The organism is Burkholderia sp. SRS-25, from assembly GCF_004343765.1.
Lineage (GTDB): Bacteria > Pseudomonadota > Gammaproteobacteria > Burkholderiales > Burkholderiaceae > Burkholderia > Burkholderia contaminans.
Window position 1 is genome coordinate 208,890 of record NZ_PTXM01000013.1, and the last position, 19,863, is coordinate 228,752.

The following is a 19,863-nucleotide window of genomic DNA, read 5'->3' on the forward strand; positions in this document are numbered from 1 at the left end:
GGCCGCCCGCCACGTCGCGCGGGCGGCCTCTTCCCCATACCGACTTCCTAGAGGCGGCCATCCGGATGGCCGCAGGGGCGAACTCATGCTTTCAACCAGCACACGCGGCACGGCACCGGCCGTTCCGCCCGCCACCGGCCCGCGCGGCGCGATTCCCGCGCTGCCGGTCAGCAGCCTGCAGCCGCTCGCCGGCATGCTGCGCTGGATCGTCGTCGCGGTACTGACCATCGCGGTCGCGCTGCCGCTCGGCTTCATCCTGTTCCAGAGCCTGCTGTCCGCGCCGTTCTTCGATGCGAACAAGACGCTCGGCATCGAGGGCTTCCGTTTCGTCTTCAGCGATCCCGATTTCTGGTCGGCCGTGAAGAACTCGTTCATCATCGCCGGCGGGATGCTGTTCATCTCGATCCCGCTCGGCGGCATCCTCGCGTTCCTGATGGTGCGCACCGACCTGCCAGGCCGCCGCTGGCTCGAACCGCTGCTGCTCACGCCGGTGTTCGTGTCGCCGATGGTGCTCGCGTTCGGCTACGTGGTCGCGGCCGGCCCGGTCGGCTTCTACTCCGTGTGGTTCAAGGAACTGTTCGGGGTGCAGAACGTGCCCTGGAATGTGTACTCGGTCTTCGCGATCACGGTGATCGTCGGCCTCACGCACGTGCCGCACGTGTACCTGTACTCGTCGGCCGCGCTGCGCAACCTCGGCTCGGACGTCGAGGAAGCCGCGCGCGTGACGGGCGCCCGCCCGTTCCGCGTCGCGCTCGACGTGAGCCTGCCGATGACGATGCCCGCGCTGCTGTTCGCCGGCGTGCTGGTGTTCTTCCTCGGCTTCGAGGTGTTCGGGTTGCCGCTCGTGCTCGGCGATCCGGAAGGCCACCTCGTGCTCGCGACCTACCTGTACAAGCTGACCAACAAGCTCGGCGTGCCGTCGTATCACCTGATGGCCGCGGTCGCCGTGTGCATCGTCGCGATCACGTTCCCGCTCGTGCTGCTGCAGCGCCGCCTGCTGAAGACGGCCAACCGCTTCGTCACCGTGAAGGGCAAGGCCGGCCGCGCGACGGTGCTGCCGCTCGGCGTGTGGCGCTGGGTGGCGCTCGCGATCGTCGCACTGTGGCTGATGCTGACCGTGATCGTGCCGATCTCGGGCATCGTGCTGCGCGCGTTCGTCACCAACTGGGGCGAAGGCGTCGCGCTCGCCGAGGTGCTGACGCTGGCTAACTTCGTCGAGCTGTTCGAGCAGGACAACCTGGTGCGCGCGATCGTCAACACGCTCGGCATCGGCGTGATCGGCGGCGCGCTCGCGATCGGCTTCTACTCGCTCGTCGCGTTCGCCGGCCACCGCCGCCCCGACTGGGCGACCAAGCTGCTCGACTACCTCGTGCTGCTGCCGCGCGCGGTGCCCGGCCTGCTCGCCGGCCTCGCGTTCCTGTGGATCTTCCTGTTCGTACCGGGCCTGCGCGAGCTCAAGAATTCGATGTGGAGCATCTGGATCGCGTATACGGTCGTGTGGCTCGCGTACGGGATGCGGCTCATCCAGAGCGCGCTGCTGCAGGTCGGCCCCGAGCTCGAGGAAGCGGGCCGCAGCGTCGGCGCCACGCGCAGCCGCGTGTCGCTCGACGTGACGCTGCCGCTCGTGCGCTTCGGCCTGCTCGCTGCCTGGCTGCTGATCTTCATGATCTTCGAGCGCGAATACTCGACGGCCGTCTACCTGCTGTCGCCCGGCACCGAAGTGATCGGCGCGCTGCTCGTGTCGCTGTGGGCGACCGGCGCCGTCGACCAGGTTGCCGCGCTTTCTGTCATCAACATCGCGATGGTCGGCGCCGGTCTCGGCGTGGCCCTGCGCTTCGGAGTGAAACTTCATGGATAAGCTCATCGTCGACGATCTGCACCTCAGCTACGGCGCCAATCCGATCCTCAAGGGCGTGTCGTTCGAACTGAAGGCCGGCGAAGTCGTGTGCCTGCTCGGTGCGTCGGGCAGCGGCAAGACCACGCTGCTGCGCGCGGTGGCCGGCCTCGAACAGCCGTCCGACGGCCGCATTCAGCTCGACGACCGCGTGTTCTTCGACGGCGCGAACCGCGTCGACCTGCCCGTCGAGCAGCGCTCGCTCGGGCTCGTGTTCCAGTCGTATGCGCTGTGGCCGCACCGCACCGTCGCCGACAACGTCGGCTACGGGCTGAAGCTGCGCCGCGTCGCACCGGCCGAGCAGAAGCGCCGCGTGCAGAGCGCGCTCGACCAGCTCGGCCTCGGCCATCTCGCGGAGCGCTTTCCGCACCAGCTGTCGGGCGGCCAGCAGCAGCGCGTCGCGATTGCGCGCGCGCTCGTCTACAACCCGCCGGTGATCCTGCTCGACGAGCCGCTGTCGAACCTCGACGCGAAGCTGCGCGAGGAAGCACGCGCGTGGCTGCGCGAGCTGATCGTGTCGCTCGGGCTGTCGGCCCTGTGCGTGACGCACGACCAGACCGAGGCGATGGCGATGTCCGACCGCATCCTGCTGCTGCGCAACGGCCGTATCGAGCAGGAAGGCACGCCGGCCGAGCTGTACGGCGCGCCGCGCTCGCTGTACACGGCCGAGTTCATGGGCAGCAACAACCGGATCGATGCGCGTGTCGCTGCCATTGACGGCGAACGCGTGACGCTCGCCGGCGACGGCTGGGAACTGCAGGCGCTCGCCCGCGACACCTTCGCGCCGGGCCAGGACGCGCAGGCCGTGATTCGCCTCGAGCGCGTGCAGGTCGCCGACGGCCCGGGCGCGAACCGGCTGCAGGCCGATCTCGTCACGTCGATGTATCTCGGCGATCGCTGGGAATACCTGTTCCATTGCGGCGAAATGCGCCTGCGCGCGTTCGGCCATGTGCCGCGCGCGGCCGGCAAGCACTGGATCGAATTCCCGGCCAACGACTGCTGGGCGTTCGCGAAAGCGGGCTGACCCGATCGCGGCGGCTCGCTCGCCGTCGCGCAGGCAGTCAGGCGCGCATCCGTTTGCAACTCGCAACGGCGGACGCTTCATGGCGTCCGCCGATGGCACGCCGAAGACCCGTTTTCTGTTTCACCCCGCCTAAAACAACCACGGAGACACCGTCAAAATGAAGTCACGCGCAGAACGTTCCATTCGAACAGTAGTCCTCACCGGTTCGGCTGCGGCCGCCTGCCTCGCCGCGCCTGTCGCGCACGCGCAGTCGTCGGTCACGATCTACGGGATCATGGACGCCGGCATCGAATTCGCGAACCACGCGGCGCCGGAAGGCGGCAATTCTGTCAAGCTCAAGTCGGGCAACAAGAACACGTCGCGCTGGGGCTTGCGCGGCGTCGAGGATCTCGGCGGCGGGCTGAAGGCGGTGTTCCGGCTCGAAAGCGGCATCGATCTCGCGAACGGCGCGTCCGACGACGGCCCGGACTCGATCTTCGCGCGGCGCGCGACGGTCGGCCTGAAAGGCAAATGGGGCGAACTGACGCTCGGCCGCAACTTCACCGTCACGTACGACTACATGATGCCGTTCGACCCGATGGGTTATTCGCAGAACTACTCATGGGCATCGTCGTCGATGGCGACCGGCGGGCGCAAGGACGGCATCTTCTCGCGCTCATCCAACGCCGTACGCTACGACGGCGAATTCAGCGGCTTCAAGTTCGGCGCGCTGTACGGCTTCGGCAACGTGCCCGGCAGCGTGAAGACCAGTTCCAAGTATGATTTCGCGCTCGGCTACGAAACCGGCCCGTTCGCCGCCGTCGTCACGTTCGACCGGCAGAACGGCGCCGCCGACAGCGTCACGCCGGCCGATACCGTCAACTATATCCAGGGCATCCATGCCGGCCTGAGCTACGACTTCGGCAACCTGAAGACGATGGCCGGCTACCGCAACTACAAGCGCACGCATCGTACGAGCGCCGCGAACCAGTTGAGCGACATGTATTGGGTCGGCGGCTCATACCAGTTCACGCCGACGTTCTCGTTGATCGGCGCCGTGTATCACCAGAACATCAAGGGCGGCACGGATGCCGATCCGACGCTCGTGTCGATGCGCGCGCAATACGCGCTGTCGAAGCGCACGGTGCTGTACGCAGCCGGCGCATTCGCGATCGGAAAGCATGGGCAGAAGGTCGGTGTATCGCGCGATTTCAATGGATACGGCACCACGCAGGTCGGGGTGACGGCCGGGATTCAGCAGCGGTTCTGAGGCTGACGAAGGGCGGCGGCACGCGTGTTGCGTGCCGCGTCTCCGGCTCGCTCGCGACGGGCCGCCCTGCACTGGGTTATTGCACGAAGCGTGCTCGCCGGACCCATCGGAATGCTGACGAGAAACGCCTGCGCAAACGGTGCCCGACGTGTGTTCGGCCACGCGGTGCGCCGCCTTTTCTTCATCTGTCCTCGCCCATCGTGAACACCGATCGTACGAGGCTGCTCGTATCGCCCCAATGCACGCCGACGTCCGCCAGCGGCACTGCCCGCGTCTCGATCGCCAGGCCCGCCTGGCCGACCGCGTCGAATACGCCCCGCACCGAGGCCAGCAGGCGCGGCAGCGGCACACTGCCGAGGCCGCTACCCATCAGCTCGATCGCGGTCGCCCGCAACACCGCGCCCGGCAGCAGCACATCGGCACCGCCGATCGAGCCGATCTGTACGAAGCGCAGCCGACAGCCGTCGGGCGTCGCCCTCGCGGCAGTAACCAGCAATGCCCGCGCGCTGCTCCCCCACAGATAGTCGAGAACGACATCCACGCCGGCGCGGAAATGCGGCTCGAGCGCACGCGCCAGATGCACGTCGTCCTGCTGCAACGACACGACGGCATCCGCGCCCGATCTCAGCAACGCCTGCAGCGCGGCCGCATTGCGTCCGGTCGCGATCACTTTCGCGGCACCGAGATGCTTCGCGATCCGAACCGCCAGCCGCCCCGACGTACCCGTCGCGCCGTTGACGAGCACCGTCTCGCCCGCGACGAGCCCCGCACGCTCGGTCAGCGCGGCCCATGACGACATCCCGGGAATCGCGATCGCCGCGGCCGTCACGTCGTCGAGCCCGTCGGGCAACGGCACGCACCGCGTATCGGGCACGATCGTGCGCTCGGCCATCGCACCGAATGGTGCGGGTGCGCCGAAGAAATAGACGCGCTGCCCGTCGTCGGAGCGGCCGACGCCGTCGACGCCGACGACGAACGGATAACGCCCGTCCGACGAGTAATGCGTGCCGGACGCCCGCCCCTGCGCGATCCGGCTCAGCGCGGACGCCGTCACGTCGATCAGGCGGTGGTCCGGCATCGCGCGCGGCGCGTCGAATTCCATATGGACGGGACGCGCGCCGGCGCCCGTCACGACTGCTGCTTTCATGGTGACTCCTTGAATCGGGGGTCTCGGTCAAAGATCGCGACGCGCGTCATCGCGCATCGAGCCACGCACGCAGCGCGGGATCGCGTACGTCCAGCACGTCGAACAGGCCAAGTGCACGCAACGCGGGCAATGCATCGATCGTGTCGGCTTCCGCGCGCGCCCGGTCGGCGGGCGCGGCGTTCGGGTCGGTCAGCACCCGCGCATTGACCAGGAACGCGCCGACGGTCCCCTTGCGGATCGTCGTTCCGTCGGCTTCGATCCGGTCGGCATGGTCGGGAAGCATCTGTTCGGCTCGCATCGTGTCGTACTCCGGTTGTCATCGATGGACGCAGTGTAGGCGTGCGAATCCGGCCAATCTCCGGTATAACAGCCATTCGATACCGATATCCGGCCATGTCCGATCCACTCCTGCCCGCTCGATTCGTCACGTCCGACGACGGCCCGTTCGTCGTCGCAGCCGTCCTGTCGCAACGCGACCCGCGCGTGACGCCACCCCACTCGCATGCGCGTGGCCAGCTCGTCGGCGCGTTGAGCGGGCTGCTGACGATCGGTCTCGACGACCAGGACTGGGTCGTGCCGGCGATCCACGCGATCTGGATTCCGCCGCATTGCCGGCATTCGCTGCACTCGTTCGGGCCGATTTCCGGCTGGTCGGCGTTCGTTGCCGAGGCACGCTGCGCGGCGCTGCCGGATACGCCGCGTGCGATCCGCACGACGCCGCTGCTGCGCGAGGCCGTGCAGCGCGCGGCGAGTTGGGACGGTGCGGCGCTGGATGCCGCGCAGACGCGGATCGCCGACGTGATCCTCGATGAAATCGCGTCATCGGAAGTCGAGGCGCTTGGGCTGGTACGGCCGCAGGACCCGCGGTTGATGAGGATTACAGATGCACTTGCCGCGGATCTCGCGGACAACCGGCGGCTGGAGGAATGGGCCGAATGGGCGGGCATCAGCGCGCGGACGATGAGCCGCCGCTTCGTCGCGGAAACGGGGCTGACGTTCGCGCAGTGGCGTCAGCAGGCCAGGCTGCAGCGGGCGCTGGAGCGCATTGCCGATGGCTCGCCGGTGACGACGATCGCGCTCGATCTCGGGTACGACAACGTGAGCGCGTTCATCGACATGTTTCGGCGCGCGTTGGGGACGACGCCGGGGAGGTATATGGAAACAGGGCGCCGTGGAGAAAAATAAGCGTGGCGACCTGCAGAGGTGAATCCGCCGTGCGGAAGGCTGGCGCCCGGTAGACGGAAAACGCCAGCCGCCGCCATTGCGTCAATACGTCCCGTCGCCCTTCTTCACGGCCTCGCCGCCGTTCCCCTTGAACTGCGCAGCCAACCGCTCCGCACTCCTCGCCAGCAGCGTCGTATCGACACCGACCGCGACGAACAACGCCCCCGCCTCCAGATAGCGCCGCGCGGCCGCCTCGTCAGCGCTCAGAATGCCCGGCGCCTTGCCGGCCGCCTTGATCGTCCGAATCGCGCCGTCGATCGCGGCCTGCACGTCCGGATGCCCCGGATTGCCGAGATGCCCGAGATCAGCGGCGAGATCCGCCGGCCCGATGAACACGCCGTCCACACCTTCGACCCGCGCAATCGCATCGATCGCCTCGAGCCCCGCCCGCGTCTCGACCTGCACGAGCACGGCCATCTCGTCGTTCGCGCGATGCAGGTAGTCACCGACGCGATTCCACCGCGACGCACGCGCGAGCGCACTGCCCACGCCACGAATCCCATGCGGCGGATAACGCGTCGCCGCCACCGCCGCGCGCGCCTCGTCGGCGCTCTGCACCATCGGCACCAGCAACGTCTGTGCGCCGAGGTCGAGCACCTGCTTGACGATCACCGGATCGTTCCACGGCACGCGCACGACCGGATGTGACGGATACGGCGCGATCGCCTGCAGTTGCGCGAGGATCGTCGGCACCGTGTTCGGCGCATGCTCGCCGTCGATCAGCAGCCAGTCGAAACCAGCGCCCGCGACCACCTCTGCGCTGTACGGATTCGCGAGCCCGAGCCACAGCCCGATCTGCGCGTCGCCACGCGCGAGCGCGGTCTTGAAGACATTCGAAGGAATCTGCATCGTTCGCTTACCTCATTCGAAGTAGCACTGGATCGTCCCGAGCGGGCCGTAGTCGACGCTGAACGTGTCGCCCGGGCGCGCCGCGCACGGCCGCGTGAACGAGCCGCCGAGGACGATCTGCCCCGGTTCCAGCGCGACGTCGAAGCGCGCCAGCCGGTTCGCGAGCCAAGCGACGCCGTTCGCCGGATGGTTCAACACTCCGGCCGCGACGCCCGTTTCCTCGACCACGCCGTTGCGCGACATGATCGCCGCGACCCAGCGCAGGTCGACGTCCTGCGGCTTCACGGGCCGCCCGCCGATCACGACGCCCGCGTTCGCCGCGTTGTCGGCGATCGTGTCGAACACCTTGCGCGGCCGTTTCGTGTCGGGGTCGATCGACTGGCTGCGCGCGTCGATGATCTCGAGCGCCGGCACCACGTAGTCGACCGCGTCGTACACGTCGAAGATCGTGCAGTCCGGGCCGGTCAGCCGCTTGCCGAGCACGAACGCGAGCTCGACCTCGACGCGCGGCACGATGAAGCGGCCGGTGGGAATCGTGCCGCCGTCGGCGAAAAACATGTCGTCGAGCAGTGCGCCGTAGTCGGGCTCGTCGATCTGCGACGTGTTCTGCATCGCCTTCGACGTCAGGCCGATCTTGTGGCCCTTCAGCGTGCGGCCTTCCGCGAGCTTGAGGGCGACCCACGTGCGCTGGATCGCATACGCGTCGTCGATCGTGATGTCGGGATGGTCGAGCGAGATCTGGCGGATCTGCGTGCGCTCGCGCTCGGCGTCGTGCAGACGCCGCGCAAGCTGGTCGATGATGGCGGGTTCGAGCATGGTCGGATCGGGAATGGGGTTCATCCTGCCCGCTTGTAGCGGGCATGGATGTTGTTGTGCTTGTACGAGCCGCTTTCGCTGAACTCGGTCAGTTCCATCGACAGCGCCAGGTAGCGTTTCGCGTAAAGCGCCGCGAAATGCGTCTTGATTGCGTCGAACAGTGCATCGCACGCGGCCTTTTTCTGCTCGTCGGTGCGGCCCGAGCCGATCTTGAGCGTCACGTGGACGAACGCGTCGTCCTCCGTGCCGTCGGCCACGCAATAGTCCTGCAGCTCGATCGCGCGCGAACGGATGCCGCCCGTCGGGAACACGCCGCCCTGCGCGATCAGCGTGGCGTTGATCGTGCGCAGCAGCGCGGGAATGTGCGCGTCGTCGCGGATGTTCGCGGTGTACTCGACGACGATATGGGGCATGGCTGGTCTCCTGTCGAAGGCGTGGCGCAGCGTTCAGGACAACGGAAAGATCGCATTGATCTGCCCGGTTCCCGAACTTGCAAAGTAGTCGGTGACGATCTCGACAGGCTTGTCGTATCGATCCCAGCCGAGCAAGCCGAGCAGCATCGCCGTGTCGTGCATCCCGCCTTCGCCGTGGCAATGCGTGTTGTACTCGGGCAGCATCGCGCAGAAGGTCTTGAAATCGCCTTGCTTCCACAGCTCGACCACGCGCAGGTCGACCTGCCGGAAGAATTCGCGGCTGATCTCGTGAATCGATTCCTCGGGGCTGCCGTTGTCGTTGAAACGATGCGACAACGAACCGCTCGCGAGAAACGCGACGTTCGAATCGCTCTTCTCGATCGCTTCGAGCAGCGCCTCGCCGAAGCGCCGGCTTTCGTCGAGCTGATGCCACATGCACCACCCGGCGATCGACACGACCTTGAAGTGCTGGTCGGCGTTCATGTAGCGCATCGGCACGAGCGTGCCGTATTCGAGTTCGAGGCTGTCGATCTCGTGCGCGCGGGTCGCGATCCCGCGCTCGGTGGCCGTCTCGGCGATCAGCCGGCCGAGCGCCGGGTTGCCCGGATACGCGTATTGCATGTCGCGGATGAAATGCGGCAGCTCGTTGCTCGTGTACGTGCCCGAGAACTGCGCATTGCAGTTCACGTGATAGCCGGCGTTGACGAGCCAGTGCACGTCCGACACGACGATCGTGTCGACGCCGAGCGCGCGGCAGCGCTCGCCGATCAGTTGATGGCCGCGGATCGCCGCTTCGCGGCAGCCGTGATGCCTGCCGGGCATTTCCGACAGGTACATCGACGGCACGTGCGTGATCTTCGCGGCGAGGGACAGTTTGCCCATCGTTCAAGTCTCCTGTCGGTTGGAGTTAGCGCTTTAGCGCTTACTCCAACCCCATGCTTCGCGGTCGGTTGGAGTTAGCGCTTTAGCGCTTACTCCAGCCCCATGCTCGGCCGGCTTGCCGGCCAAAGAATCATTCGCGCTGCCGGACGACCCGCGCCCGTCACACGCCCCAGCGCGGAATGTGGTGCGAACCCATCGAGATGCACACGTTCTTGATCTCCGCGAACACCTCGAAACTGTACTCGCCGCCCTCGCGCCCGGTACCCGATTCCTTCACGCCGCCGAACGGCTGGCGCAGGTCGCGCACGTTCTGGCTGTTCACGAACACCATCCCGGCCTCGATTCCGCGCGCGAGACGATGCACCTTGCCGACATCCTGCGTCCAGATGTACGAAGCCAGCCCGTACGACGTGTCGTTCGCGAGCCGCAGCCCTTCTTCCTCGTCCTCGAACGGGATCAGGCACGCGACCGGCCCGAAGATCTCTTCCTGCGCGACGCGCATCCGGTTGTCGACGTCGGCCAGCACGGTCGGCCGCACGAAGTTGCCGTTGCGCAGATGGTCGGGCAGGCCCGCCGGCTTGTCCGCGCCGCCCGCGACCACGCGCGCGCCTTCCTGCTCGCCGATGCGGATATAGCCCGTCACCTTCTCCCAGTGCTGGCGCGTGATCATCGCGCCGAGGTTCGTGGCCGGATCGGACGGATCGCCGACCACCAGATTGTTCGCGCGGCGCGCGAATTCCTGCACGAAACGGTCGTAGATCGTGCGCTGCACGAAGATCCGCGAGCCGGCCGTGCAGCGTTCGCCGTTGATCGAGAAGATCGTGAACAGCGATGCATCGAGCGCGCGGTCGAAATCGGCATCGTCGAAGATCAGCACCGGCGACTTGCCGCCAAGCTCCATCGAATACTTCTTGAGACCGGCACGCTCCATGATCCGCTTGCCGGTCACCGTGCCGCCCGTGAACGACACCGCACGCACGTCCGGATGGCGCACGAGGGCATCGCCGGCCGTCGCGCCATAGCCCTGCACCACGTTGAGCACGCCGGGCGGAATGCCGGCTTCGAGCGCGAGGCGACCGAGCTGGTCGGCCGTCAGCGGCGACAGTTCCGACATCTTCAGCACGGCCGTGTTGCCGAGCGCGAGACACGGCGCCGTCTTCCAGGTCGCGGTCATGAACGGCACGTTCCACGGCGACACCAGCGCACACACACCGACCGGCTGGTACAGCGTGTAGTTCAGCATCTGGTCGTCGACCGGATAGGTGCGGCCGTTCATCTGCACGCACACTTCCGCGAAGAAGTTGAAGTTCTCGGACGCGCGCGGAATCAGCTGCTTGCTGGTCTGCGCGATCGGCAGGCCGGTGTCCTGCGTCTCCAGCGCCGCGAGCATCGGCACGTTCTTCTCGATCAGCTCGCCGAGCTTGCGCATCAGCTTCGCGCGCTCCTTCGCCGGCGTGCCCGCCCATTTCGGGAACGCTTCCTTCGCCGCGCGCACGGCCGCGTCGACTTCGGCCTCGCCGCCCGACGCGACGTCGGTGATGACATCGCCCGTCGCGGGATTCAGCGTCGTGAACCGCTCGCGGCTCTCGACTTCCCGGCCGTCGATCCAGTGCTTGATGGTCATGCTCTCTCCTTGGGCGACGGGCTCAGCCGGCGCGATAGTAGTCTGCTTCGCCGACGATCGTGTTCACGAGCCGGCCAATCCCTTCGATCTCGGTCACGACCTCGTCGCCCGGCTTCGTGTCCGCCAGCCCCTCGGGCGTGCCGGTGAGGATCAGGTCGCCCGGCGAGAGCGTCATGAAACCGCTGATGTGTTCGATCAACGCCGGCACGTCGAAGATCATGTCGCGCGTGCTGCCGCGCTGCGTCTCCCGGCCGTTCACCGTCGTGCGCAGTGTCAGGTCGCCCGCGTCGCCGATCTCGTCGCGGCTCACGAACCACGGCCCGAGCGGCGTGCAGGTGTCGAGGTTCTTCACGCGCAGGTTCGGACGGTAGTAGTTCTCGAGATAGTCGCGGATCGCGTAGTCGTTCGCAACCGTATAGCCGGCCACGTAGTCGAGCGCCTGCGCGCGGCTTACGTTGCGCGCAGGCCGGCCGATCACGACGGCCAGCTCGCATTCGTAATGCATGTGAGTGGCATCCGCCGGGCGCACGGTGCGCGACCGGTGGCCGATGAACGTGTTCGGCCCCTTCAGGAAGATCAGCGGCTCGCTCGGTGCCTTGAACGCGAGCTCCTTCGCGTGGTCGGCGTAGTTGAGACCGAGCGCGAACGTCGTGCGCGGCGCGACGGGCGGCAGCCATTCGACCCGCTCTTCCGCGACGACGCGCCCCGTATCGAGGCGGATCGCACCGTCGCCGGCCGGTTCGGCCGCATGCAGTGCGCCGTTGTAGATCACGCGCGCCGTCTTCATCGTGGTTCCTCCGCCATCAACGTGTGCCGCAACGTGCCGATGCCCGCCGCGGCGATCTCGATCGTGCTGCCCGCGCGGGCACGCGGCGCGCCGCCGGCAACGCCGAGCAGCAGGACATCGCCCGCATCGAACGACATGAAAGCCGTCACGTCGGCGATCAGCTCGCGCACCGGGCGAATCAGCGTGGCCGTCGAAGCGGACACGGCCACCTCGCCGTCGATCCGCACGGTCAGGCCGATCGCGTCGACATCGTCGAGCGCGGCAACCGGAACGATGACCGGGCCCAATGGGCAGAAACCATCGCGGCACTTGAAGCGCACGGCCGGGCGGTAGTAGTCGGGATGCGGCACCGACACATCGCTTGCGAGCGTGAAGCCGTGCACATGGTCGAGCGCCCGTTCGGCCGGCACGCGCGTCGCGCGGCGGGCGAACACGACGGCCACCGACGCGCCGATCTCCAGCGCGTCGACGCCGGCCGGCACGACGACGGCCGCGCCGTCGCTCGCATGCGTGTTGGCGGGCTTGATGTACAGGATCGGCGCCTGCGGCGGCCGGCCGTAAGGCGGTGCGTTCACGGCGTCGCCGAGCGCATCGAGCGCCGCGCGCTCGTTGAGCAGCGCACCGTAGACGGTACCGATGGCGACCGGCAACGGCGGCGCCGCGGCGGTCGTGCAAGACAGCTCCATGCGTCATTCCCCTGCCGCGCGTCGCGGCGCATCGTCAATAGTTAATATCTTAAGTAAACAATCGAACGCTGGCAACCTCGATTACCCTGATAGGCGAAATTCACTACCCGCGGCTGTTAAGATTGATGCGTCCCCGTCCTCTGCTCTCCCCGATGAACCGTACGCTCGACCACCGCAACCTGGCCATGCTGCTGCTCGAGGCCCGCGAAACGCTGATGGGTCTGTTTCGCCCCATTCTCAAGGAATTCGCGCTGACCGAACAGCAATGGCGGATCATCCGCGTGCTCGACGGCGAACCGGCGCAGGCGCTCGAAGCGGGACAGATCGCACGGCGCTGCTGCATCCTGAGCCCGAGCCTCACGGGCGTGCTGGAACGGATGGAGCGCGACGGCCTGATCACGCGCACGCGCGCGCAGGAAGATCAGCGCCGGCTGTTGGTCAGCCTGACGCCGCAAAGCAGGAAACTGGTCACGGAAATCGGTCCGCGGATCGACGAGCAGTACCGGCAGCTCGAATCGCGATTCGGCCAGGACGGCCTCGAAGACATCTATCGCGCGCTCGACCGGCTCATCGAGCTCGGCGGCAACACGTGAAAACGGCGCCCATTCCCGCCAGCCGCGGGAACGGGCGCCGGTGCGGCGCGGGCGATCAGTGCACCGCGCCGCGCATCAGTTCGGTCACGGCCACGCCACGCGACGTGCGCATGCATTCCTCGACGTAATCGATGAACGGCAACGGCTCGAAATCGATTTCGTCGCGCACGCGGCGGTTGTCGAACACGCGATCGACCGTCGCGAATTCCCCGCAGCGCTGCAGTGCCCGGCCGATCACGCGTTCGAGTGCCGGATCGGTCCGCCCGAGCACATCGCGCACCACGAGCGGCAACTCGGCCGGCGCACACGCCGCGTAGCGCGGCGCGCCCGTCATCCCCGCCGCCTCGTCCATCGCACGCACGATCTGCGCGACCTGCGGCGCCTCGTCGCCGGCCGACACGTGATACAGGTCGTGCGCGAGCGTCGGCTTGACGGCCAGCAGCATCGTCGCACGCGCCACGTCGTCCACCGACACGATGTCGATACGCGTCATCGGCCGCGCGGTGAAGCGGCGCGCGGCATGCGCGAGCCGGAACATCCAGAACGAATTCGGCGCGGGCCGCGTGCCGAGCACCGTGTGGCCGACCACATGCGACGGCCGCACCACGACGAGCGGCAGCCCGAGCGCCCGCAGGCGCTGCTCGGTCTCGACCTTCGCATGCAGGTAGTCCGCCGCGAGCACCGCACCCGGCAAGCCTTCTGCGTCGCGCGCGACGTCGTTCGCCGCGTCGGCCGCGGCTTGCTCCTGCACGATCCCGCCGCGGCCCGCGTGCGCATAGGCCGTGCCGACGTACACGAAGCGCTGCAGGCGCGGCGCCCGGGCGAAGCGCTCCGCGAAACGCACCGCGTCGGCGATGTCGGCCCGCAGGTGCGCGCCGTCGGCCGGCGACGCATGGCCTGCGCAATGGATCACGTGCGTCGCGGCGGCGAGGCGCGGCGCGTCAGCGCCCTGCCACACGTCGCCTAGCGCGCCGACGATCACGTTCGCATCGGTCAGGCGTGACGCCCAGTACGGCGCCAGCCCCGCGCGCAGCGCCGCTTCGCGCAGCCGCGCAACGGCGTGACCGCGATCCTGCGCACGCACGACACACACGATGCGGTCGAGCAGCCCCGCATTGACGAGCGCCGTCAGTACGGTACTGCCGATGAAGCCGGTTGCGCCGGTCAGCACCAGCCGCCCGACGTTCGCCGCCGCGACCGGTGCGCTGGCCGGCGACACGAGGCTCGTCCGCCAGTTGAGCGACAACGCGGTTTTCCAGATCAGCACGATAGTCTCCTTCGAAGAGTCGGCCGGGCGGCGCGACGCCCGCGGTTGCGGGCTGCGCACGGCTCACCGGCCGGGCCGGGGCCTGACGCGCGCCCCGGCAGTCCCGATCGGGCGTGCGGCCCGCGATCGCGTCGATCGCGTCTCTGGCACGAGGCGGCGGCAGCCGCCGAGGACGGGCGTCCGCGGCACTGGATCGGGAAGACCCCAGTGTGGGGCCCGACCGCAAGCAAGTCTGTCCCGAAAGTTTCGCGAAAGTGTGCCGATTTGTACGGGATTGTCGGAGTGTGTCGTACCGGGCGCGCCGCCAACATGCCGCGACATCCGGTCGGCCCGCGTTCCGACGGTGGGGCGTCGCCCGGTCGGCCGGGTTTCCCCGGCGAGTCAGGCGCGACCGATCGACGCGCCTCGCGGCCATGTCATCCCATGTCTCGATGGCCGGCCATCCTCCCCTCGGCACCGCGATCGCCGCTACGCGTGTGTTTGCGGCTGCTCCATCGGCATAACCATGAATCGTCAGACGTCGTTCCATCTGAAACCGCAATGAACTCAATTCGGATTTATTGCGGATTATCACTTGCGTTTCACACCAGTCTATCTAGACTGATCAAGTCAAAACGGTCGAATGTGTCATTTTTTTAGGAGACGATCACAATGCGCCTCACCATTCGGATTAATGGCAGCGAATCGGCAACCCGGCAAGCCTTCGCGGTACTGTGGGTCGATACCGACGAGGGCCTGTGGTCGCGCGAGGCACATCAAGGCTTGGATCTTCCGACCTGGGGCAAGGTTCGCGACGTCGAGGGCGCAATGGCGCTCTGCGCGGCCGACGGCGGGAATGCCGTGTGCCAGTTGAAGGGTCTGTCGTTCGGTGCGACCCAGCGCGAACAGGGGCCCGCCGTACTCGCCGGCAATCATCCCGGCGCGTGGCGACTGCAGGCTGTCGATCGTTGCACGAGCGAGCCGGAATACCGCGAATTCATTTCCGTCGCCCGATAGAAATTACCGAAGTAATTCGTCTGCGGTTTTCGGGTTTATTCCGGTTTCAATGATATTCATTTCGATATTCAGCATTAACGGCGCCCCAATTCGGGGCGTTTTTCATTTTCCGGTTTAAAGAAATAACCGCGTGCCGATCAATTGATCGCACACCGGGGAGGATCGGCATCGATCCGTACCTGAAATCGCCCGCCCCCGACCTGCACGTCGCGAGTCCCCCGAATTTCATCGTCTGCTGCTTCGGTGAAATGTCGCTTCCGCCTCAGCATTCCCTTCCCCGTTTCCACCCAGTGTCAACGCGCCGACAACCGCTTTTTCTCGGGGCCGGAACATACTTTCCCCACACGGTGTTTACTCATTTATTACAATCGCATTATTCAGACTGACTCACCGCCCTCGGGCGGCCCGACCCGGCCATTGCATGAGCGTGAAAAAGAAGACCCACCCCGCCGATCCGTACGCGACCGCGACGAAGAATCCGATGCTTGCATCGCGCCTGCCGATGTGGCGCTCGAAGCTGATCGTGATCCTCGTGTTCCTCGCGTTCGCCGCGCTGATCGGCCGCGCCTTCTGGGTGCAGGTCGCGAACAAGGAGTTCTACGTCGGCCAGGGCCAGAAGCGCTACCAGCGCACGATCGAGCTCGACGCGACGCGCGGGCGCATCGTCGATCGCAACGGCGCGATGCTTGCCGTCAGCCTGTCGACCTATGAAATCTGGGCGAACCCGAAACAGGTCGCCGACACCGATTACCCGCAGATCTCGAAGCTGCTCGACATGCCGCTCGCCGAGGTCAAGCGGCGCCTCGGCAACGACAAGACGTTCGTGCTGCTCAAGCGGCAGGTCGACGCGGACACCGCGGGCAAGCTCGACAAGCTCGCGATCGACGGCGTCACGCAGATCGCCGATTCGAAGCGTTTCTACCCGGAAGGCGAATCGGCCGCGCACGTGGTCGGATTCACGAACGTCGAGGACAAGGGGCAGGAAGGCGTCGAGCTCGCGGCGAATGCGCGCCTGGTGGGTACGTCCGGGCAGCGCGAGGTGATCCGCGACCGGCTCGGCCGCATCGTGTCGGACACGCGCCCGCTCGTCCCGGCGCAGCACGGCGCGACGATCGAACTGACGATCGACCGCCGCATCCAGCAGCTCGCGTTCAGCCAGCTCAAGGCGGCCGTGGTCGAGAACAACGCGGTGGCCGGCAGCGTCGTGGTGCTCGACGCGCAGAACGGCGAGATCCTCGCGCTCGCGAACTACCCGACCTTCGACCCGAACGACCGCGCGCGCCTCACCGGCCAGCAGTTGCGCAACCGTGCGGTGATCGACACGTTCGAGCCGGGCTCGACGATCAAGCCGCTCGTCGTCGCGCTGTCGATCGACGAGCGCAAGGTCACGCCGAACACGATCATCAACACGTCGCCGGGCACCTACAAGATCGGCCCGGCCGTGATCCACGACACGTCGAACCACGGGTCGCTGACGGTGTCGCAGGCGCTGCAGAAGTCGAGCAACGTCGCGCTCGCGAAGCTCGCCTTGAACCTGCCCGCCGAAACGATCTGGAACAAATACCAGGAATACGGGATCGGCCGTGCGCCGGAACTGACGTTCCCGGGCGTCGCGTCGGGCCGGCTGCGCGGCTACAAGCGCTGGCGGCCGATCGAGCAGGCGACGATGGCGTACGGCTACGGCCTGTCGATGTCGCTGCTGCAGATCGCGCAGACCTACACGGCCTATGCCGGCGACGGCACGCTGCACCCGGTGTCGCTGCTGAAGAACGGCACCGACCAGCAGACGATCGACGCGCATCGCGGCCACCGCGTGACGTCGCCGCAAACGGCCGCGGCGATCCGCTCGATGCTCGAGATGGCGGTCGGCGAAGGCGGCACGGGGCGCCGCGCGCGCGTCGACGGCTACCGGATCGGCGGCAAGACGGGTACCGCGCGCAAGCAGGTCGGCGCGACCTATGCGAAGGGCAAGTACCGCGCGCTGTTCGCGGGGATGGCGCCGATGAGCAACCCGCGCCTGATCGTCGCGGTGATGATCGACGAGCCGCGCGGCAAGGGCTATTACGGCGGCACCGTGGCCGGCCCGGTATTCGCGTCGGTCACGAGCGGCTCGCTGCAGTTGCTCGGCGTGCCGCCCGACGCGCCGGTCGAGCCCGAGAAGACGCCGCCGGCAAAGGCCGTTGCGCCGCAAAAGACGGTGGCTGCACCGAAAGCGGCGGCGACGCCGGCAAAAACGGCCGCTGCGCCGAAAAGCGCTGCACCGCTGAAGACTGCCGCGCCGTCGAGAGCGCCAGTGCAGGCAAACACGGCGGCGGGTTGATCGGCGCAGCCCGCGCGACGCGCCGCCGGCCTCGTCGCCGCCTCAGACTTCCTCGTCATCGGGCACCGTCCCGCTTTCCAGGAACGCCGCGCATCATTTGAGCGTTCCCGCCGCCTCCTCCGACCATTTATTCGCGCCTCGGCCCGCCCGGGCCGCCGCGCGTTGCCCGGCGCGCGGCGCGATGCCGCGCGCCGTCAATGCGCAGCGGCCGCAGCCGGCTTCGTCATCCTGCCGAGCACGTGCTCGGTCATCCCGCGCGCCAGTTCGGACTCGCCCATGAACACGGTGCCGATGCCCTCATTCGACAGCAGCGCGGCCTCGTCGCCGCTGTTCGTGCACAGCACGACCTCGATCGCCGGGTTCAAGGTGCGCGAGATCTCGACGATCTGCCGCACGTCGAATACGTCGGGCAGCGTGACGACCAGCATCCCGGCGCGTGCGATATGCGCCTGCACGAGCACGATCGGCTCGATCGCGTCGCCCGACACGGCCGCAACACCTTCCTCACGCAGTTTCTCGACGAGCTCGCGATTCTGCTCGACGACGACATACGCGATGCCGCGCTCGTCCAGCGCGTGCGCGATTCGCGTACCGACCTTGCCGTAGCCGACGATCACGACCTGCCCGGTCAGGTGCGTCTGCGGCGTCGACATCGGCAGCGCGGCGAGCGGATCGTCGCGGGCTTCGAGCTTGCGCGCGAACGCCGAATGCTTGCGGATCCACGCGAGCGCCGGATCGATCATCGCGAACAGCAGCGTGTTCATCGCGATCGAGATCAGCGCGACGGCCAGAATCAGGCTCTGCCCCTCGGCCGACAGCAGCCCGAGCGCACGGCCGAGGCCGGCGAGGATGAACGAGAACTCGCCGATCTGCGCGAGACCCGCACCGACCGTCAGCGCGGTATTCAGCGGATAGCGGAACGCGATCACGAGCGCGACGGCCGCGAGCGTCTTGCCGATCACCACGATCGCCGCGACCTCGATCACGTGCAGCGGCTCCGCGAGCAGGATCTTCGGGTCGAAGAGCATCCCGACCGAAATGAAGAACAGTACCGAAAACGCATCGCGCAGCGGCAGCGTCTCGTCGGCCGCGCGTCGGCTGAATTCCGACTCGCGCATCATCATCCCGGCGAAGAACGCGCCGAGCGCGAACGACACGTCGAACAGCTTCGCCGCGCCGAACGCGATACCGACCGCGGCCGCGATCATGCACAGCGTGAACAGCTCGCGCGAGCCCGTGCGCGCGACGAGCCACAGAATGCGCGGGAACACGCGCTTGCCGACCACCAGCATCAATGCGATGAACGCCGCGACCTTCAGCATCGTGACGCCGAGCGTGCCCCACACGCTGCCGCCGGCCGCATGCGCGTCGCCGGGCGGCGTGCCGCCGAGCAGCCCCGCGACGGGCGGCAACAGCACCAGCACGAGCACCATCACGAGATCCTCGACGACGAGCCAGCCGACCGCGATGCGCCCGTTGACCGTCTCGACCAGCCCGCGCCCTTCGAGCGCGCGCAGCAGCACGACCGTGCTCGCGACCGACAGCGCGAGCCCGAACACGAGCGCCGCCCCGACGCTCCAGCCCCAGGTGAGCGCGAGCCCGCCGCCGAGCAGCGTGGCCACCGTAATCTGGACGATCGCGCCCGGCAGCGCGATCTTGCGCACCGCGAGGAGATCGCCGAGCGAGAAATGCAGGCCGACGCCGAACATCAGCAGCATCACGCCGACTTCGGCGAGCTGCTGCGCGAGCGACAGGTCGCCGACGAAGCCGGGTGTGCCGGGGCCGATCACGATCCCGGCGAGCAGATAGCCGACGAGCGGCGGCATTTTCAACAGCGACGCGAAATAACCGAAAACCATCGCGAGACCGAAACCGGCCGCGAGCAACGCAATCAGGCTGACGTCATGAGGCATCCCCCCTCCCGAAGTTCTTGTAACTATTTAGTAAGGTTCAAGAATGAAAGGATAAGGGATGAGGCGGAAAAATGGCGCGCCGCCGCGAAAAATTCACGTGTGGCGCGCCTTTGCGGGGTGCAACCCCGGCGAAATGAGCGGCGCCGCGCGGATGCGGCGGCGCCTTGATGCAGATCGAA

Annotated in this window: 18 protein-coding genes; 7 read left to right on the top strand and 11 right to left on the bottom strand. The window is 67.3% G+C overall.

Translation table 11 applies throughout. From position 1 onward, the window contains the following. Positions 1-85 precede the first annotated feature (85 nt). The 3 genes from C5O79_RS19150 (at position 86) to C5O79_RS19160 (ending at position 4,167) form a co-directional block, all read left to right on the top strand. Entirely contained in the window at positions 86-1,858 is a 1,773-nt protein-coding gene (locus C5O79_RS19150; protein WP_046547666.1) for an iron ABC transporter permease, read from the top strand. Continuing rightward, complete coding sequence (locus C5O79_RS19155; RefSeq protein ID WP_122475665.1) at positions 1,851-2,918, top strand: ABC transporter ATP-binding protein; 1,068 nt, start codon at positions 1,851-1,853, stop codon at positions 2,916-2,918. The genes C5O79_RS19150 and C5O79_RS19155 overlap by 8 nt, the downstream gene beginning before the upstream one ends. Positions 2,919-3,075: 157 nt before the next feature. Beyond that, positions 3,076-4,167: a porin gene (locus C5O79_RS19160; RefSeq protein WP_122475663.1), complete on the top strand. Its 1,092-nt coding sequence runs from the start codon at positions 3,076-3,078 to the stop codon at positions 4,165-4,167. Positions 4,168-4,348: 181 nt separating this feature from the next. Here the strand turns inward: C5O79_RS19160 and C5O79_RS19165 are convergent, their stop codons facing one another. Together C5O79_RS19165 and C5O79_RS19170 are read right to left on the bottom strand one after the other, a co-directional pair. Next, on the bottom strand, positions 4,349-5,314 hold the full coding sequence (locus tag C5O79_RS19165) for a zinc-binding alcohol dehydrogenase family protein (protein WP_122475661.1): 966 nt from the start codon (positions 5,312-5,314) through the stop codon (positions 4,349-4,351). Positions 5,315-5,360: 46 nt separating this feature from the next. Then, positions 5,361-5,612 (bottom strand): hypothetical protein, encoded by a 252-nt coding sequence (locus tag C5O79_RS19170; protein WP_046547662.1) that lies wholly within the window; start codon positions 5,610-5,612, stop codon positions 5,361-5,363. A gap of 95 nt (positions 5,613-5,707) precedes the next feature. Between C5O79_RS19170 and C5O79_RS19175 the strand changes: the two genes are divergently transcribed. Then, positions 5,708-6,499, top strand: coding sequence for a helix-turn-helix transcriptional regulator (locus C5O79_RS19175; protein ID WP_122475659.1), 792 nt, complete (start codon positions 5,708-5,710; stop codon positions 6,497-6,499). Positions 6,500-6,580: 81 nt separating this feature from the next. Here C5O79_RS19175 and hpaI read toward each other — a convergent pair whose 3' ends face one another. The 7 genes from hpaI to C5O79_RS19210 all read right to left on the bottom strand — a co-directional run bounded on the left by hpaI (position 6,581) and on the right by C5O79_RS19210 (position 12,595). After that, positions 6,581-7,387 (bottom strand): 4-hydroxy-2-oxoheptanedioate aldolase, encoded by an 807-nt coding sequence (hpaI, locus tag C5O79_RS19180; protein WP_046547660.1) that lies wholly within the window; start codon positions 7,385-7,387, stop codon positions 6,581-6,583. A gap of 12 nt (positions 7,388-7,399) precedes the next feature. Then, positions 7,400-8,203, bottom strand: a complete 804-nt coding sequence (gene hpaH / locus C5O79_RS19185; RefSeq protein ID WP_039356866.1) for a 2-oxo-hept-4-ene-1,7-dioate hydratase — start codon at positions 8,201-8,203, stop codon at positions 7,400-7,402. A 20-nt stretch (positions 8,204-8,223) separates the two neighbouring features. Next, complete coding sequence (locus tag C5O79_RS19190; protein ID WP_122475657.1) at positions 8,224-8,616, bottom strand: 5-carboxymethyl-2-hydroxymuconate Delta-isomerase; 393 nt, start codon at positions 8,614-8,616, stop codon at positions 8,224-8,226. 33 nt (positions 8,617-8,649) lie between these two features. Further along, positions 8,650-9,498, bottom strand: coding sequence for a 3,4-dihydroxyphenylacetate 2,3-dioxygenase (hpaD, locus tag C5O79_RS19195; protein WP_046547658.1), 849 nt, complete (start codon positions 9,496-9,498; stop codon positions 8,650-8,652). A 160-nt stretch (positions 9,499-9,658) separates the two neighbouring features. Beyond that, positions 9,659-11,122 carry a 5-carboxymethyl-2-hydroxymuconate semialdehyde dehydrogenase gene (gene hpaE / locus C5O79_RS19200; protein WP_046547657.1) on the bottom strand — a complete coding sequence of 488 codons (1,464 nt, stop codon included), beginning with the start codon at positions 11,120-11,122 and terminating at the stop codon, positions 9,659-9,661. Positions 11,123-11,144: 22 nt separating this feature from the next. After that, entirely contained in the window at positions 11,145-11,909 is a 765-nt protein-coding gene (locus C5O79_RS19205; protein WP_122475654.1) for a fumarylacetoacetate hydrolase family protein, read from the bottom strand. Continuing rightward, positions 11,906-12,595, bottom strand: a complete 690-nt coding sequence (locus tag C5O79_RS19210; RefSeq protein WP_122475652.1) for a fumarylacetoacetate hydrolase family protein — start codon at positions 12,593-12,595, stop codon at positions 11,906-11,908. The genes C5O79_RS19205 and C5O79_RS19210 overlap by 4 nt, the downstream gene beginning before the upstream one ends. Positions 12,596-12,747: 152 nt before the next feature. Here C5O79_RS19210 and hpaR point away from each other — a divergent pair, with 152 nt between their 5' ends. After that, on the top strand, positions 12,748-13,188 hold the full coding sequence (gene hpaR / locus C5O79_RS19215; RefSeq protein WP_039356885.1) for a homoprotocatechuate degradation operon regulator HpaR: 441 nt from the start codon (positions 12,748-12,750) through the stop codon (positions 13,186-13,188). A 55-nt stretch (positions 13,189-13,243) separates the two neighbouring features. On the opposite strand, the gene C5O79_RS19220 is transcribed toward hpaR, so the two are convergent. After that, a complete protein-coding gene (locus C5O79_RS19220) occupies positions 13,244-14,455 on the bottom strand; it encodes an SDR family oxidoreductase (RefSeq protein WP_047850099.1) in 1,212 nt (403 codons plus the stop codon). A gap of 651 nt (positions 14,456-15,106) precedes the next feature. Here C5O79_RS19220 and C5O79_RS19225 point away from each other — a divergent pair. Both C5O79_RS19225 and C5O79_RS19230 read left to right on the top strand, forming a co-directional pair. Continuing rightward, positions 15,107-15,451, top strand: coding sequence for a DUF3564 family protein (locus tag C5O79_RS19225; RefSeq protein ID WP_039356890.1), 345 nt, complete (start codon positions 15,107-15,109; stop codon positions 15,449-15,451). A 421-nt stretch (positions 15,452-15,872) separates the two neighbouring features. Beyond that, positions 15,873-17,771, top strand: a complete 1,899-nt coding sequence (locus C5O79_RS19230; protein WP_122475650.1) for a penicillin-binding protein 2 — start codon at positions 15,873-15,875, stop codon at positions 17,769-17,771. A 194-nt stretch (positions 17,772-17,965) separates the two neighbouring features. Here C5O79_RS19230 and C5O79_RS19235 read toward each other — a convergent pair whose 3' ends face one another. Further along, complete coding sequence (locus C5O79_RS19235) at positions 17,966-19,684, bottom strand: cation:proton antiporter (protein WP_046547652.1); 1,719 nt, start codon at positions 19,682-19,684, stop codon at positions 17,966-17,968. Positions 19,685-19,863: the final 179 nt, after the last annotated feature.

Bases quoted from the DNA above. Each gene is read 5' to 3' on its own strand.
- hpaI (WP_046547660.1), bottom strand. From the start codon at position 7,387: ATGCAGATTCCTTCGAATGTCTTCAAGACCGCGCTCGCGCGTGGCGAC.
- C5O79_RS19225 (WP_039356890.1), top strand. From the start codon at position 15,107: ATGCGCCTCACCATTCGGATTAATGGCAGCGAATCGGCAACCCGGCAA.
- C5O79_RS19175 (WP_122475659.1), top strand. From the start codon at position 5,708: ATGTCCGATCCACTCCTGCCCGCTCGATTCGTCACGTCCGACGACGGC.
- C5O79_RS19165 (WP_122475661.1), bottom strand. From the start codon at position 5,314: ATGAAAGCAGCAGTCGTGACGGGCGCCGGCGCGCGTCCCGTCCATATG.
- hpaD (WP_046547658.1), bottom strand. From the start codon at position 9,498: ATGGGCAAACTGTCCCTCGCCGCGAAGATCACGCACGTGCCGTCGATG.
- C5O79_RS19170 (WP_046547662.1), bottom strand. From the start codon at position 5,612: ATGCGAGCCGAACAGATGCTTCCCGACCATGCCGACCGGATCGAAGCC.
- C5O79_RS19205 (WP_122475654.1), bottom strand. From the start codon at position 11,909: ATGAAGACGGCGCGCGTGATCTACAACGGCGCACTGCATGCGGCCGAA.
- C5O79_RS19235 (WP_046547652.1), bottom strand. From the start codon at position 19,684: ATGCCTCATGACGTCAGCCTGATTGCGTTGCTCGCGGCCGGTTTCGGT.
- C5O79_RS19190 (WP_122475657.1), bottom strand. From the start codon at position 8,616: ATGCCCCATATCGTCGTCGAGTACACCGCGAACATCCGCGACGACGCG.
- hpaR (WP_039356885.1), top strand. From the start codon at position 12,748: ATGAACCGTACGCTCGACCACCGCAACCTGGCCATGCTGCTGCTCGAG.
- C5O79_RS19160 (WP_122475663.1), top strand. From the start codon at position 3,076: ATGAAGTCACGCGCAGAACGTTCCATTCGAACAGTAGTCCTCACCGGT.
- C5O79_RS19230 (WP_122475650.1), top strand. From the start codon at position 15,873: ATGAGCGTGAAAAAGAAGACCCACCCCGCCGATCCGTACGCGACCGCG.
- C5O79_RS19155 (WP_122475665.1), top strand. From the start codon at position 1,851: ATGGATAAGCTCATCGTCGACGATCTGCACCTCAGCTACGGCGCCAAT.
- hpaE (WP_046547657.1), bottom strand. From the start codon at position 11,122: ATGACCATCAAGCACTGGATCGACGGCCGGGAAGTCGAGAGCCGCGAG.
- hpaH (WP_039356866.1), bottom strand. From the start codon at position 8,203: ATGCTCGAACCCGCCATCATCGACCAGCTTGCGCGGCGTCTGCACGAC.
- C5O79_RS19150 (WP_046547666.1), top strand. From the start codon at position 86: ATGCTTTCAACCAGCACACGCGGCACGGCACCGGCCGTTCCGCCCGCC.
- C5O79_RS19210 (WP_122475652.1), bottom strand. From the start codon at position 12,595: ATGGAGCTGTCTTGCACGACCGCCGCGGCGCCGCCGTTGCCGGTCGCC.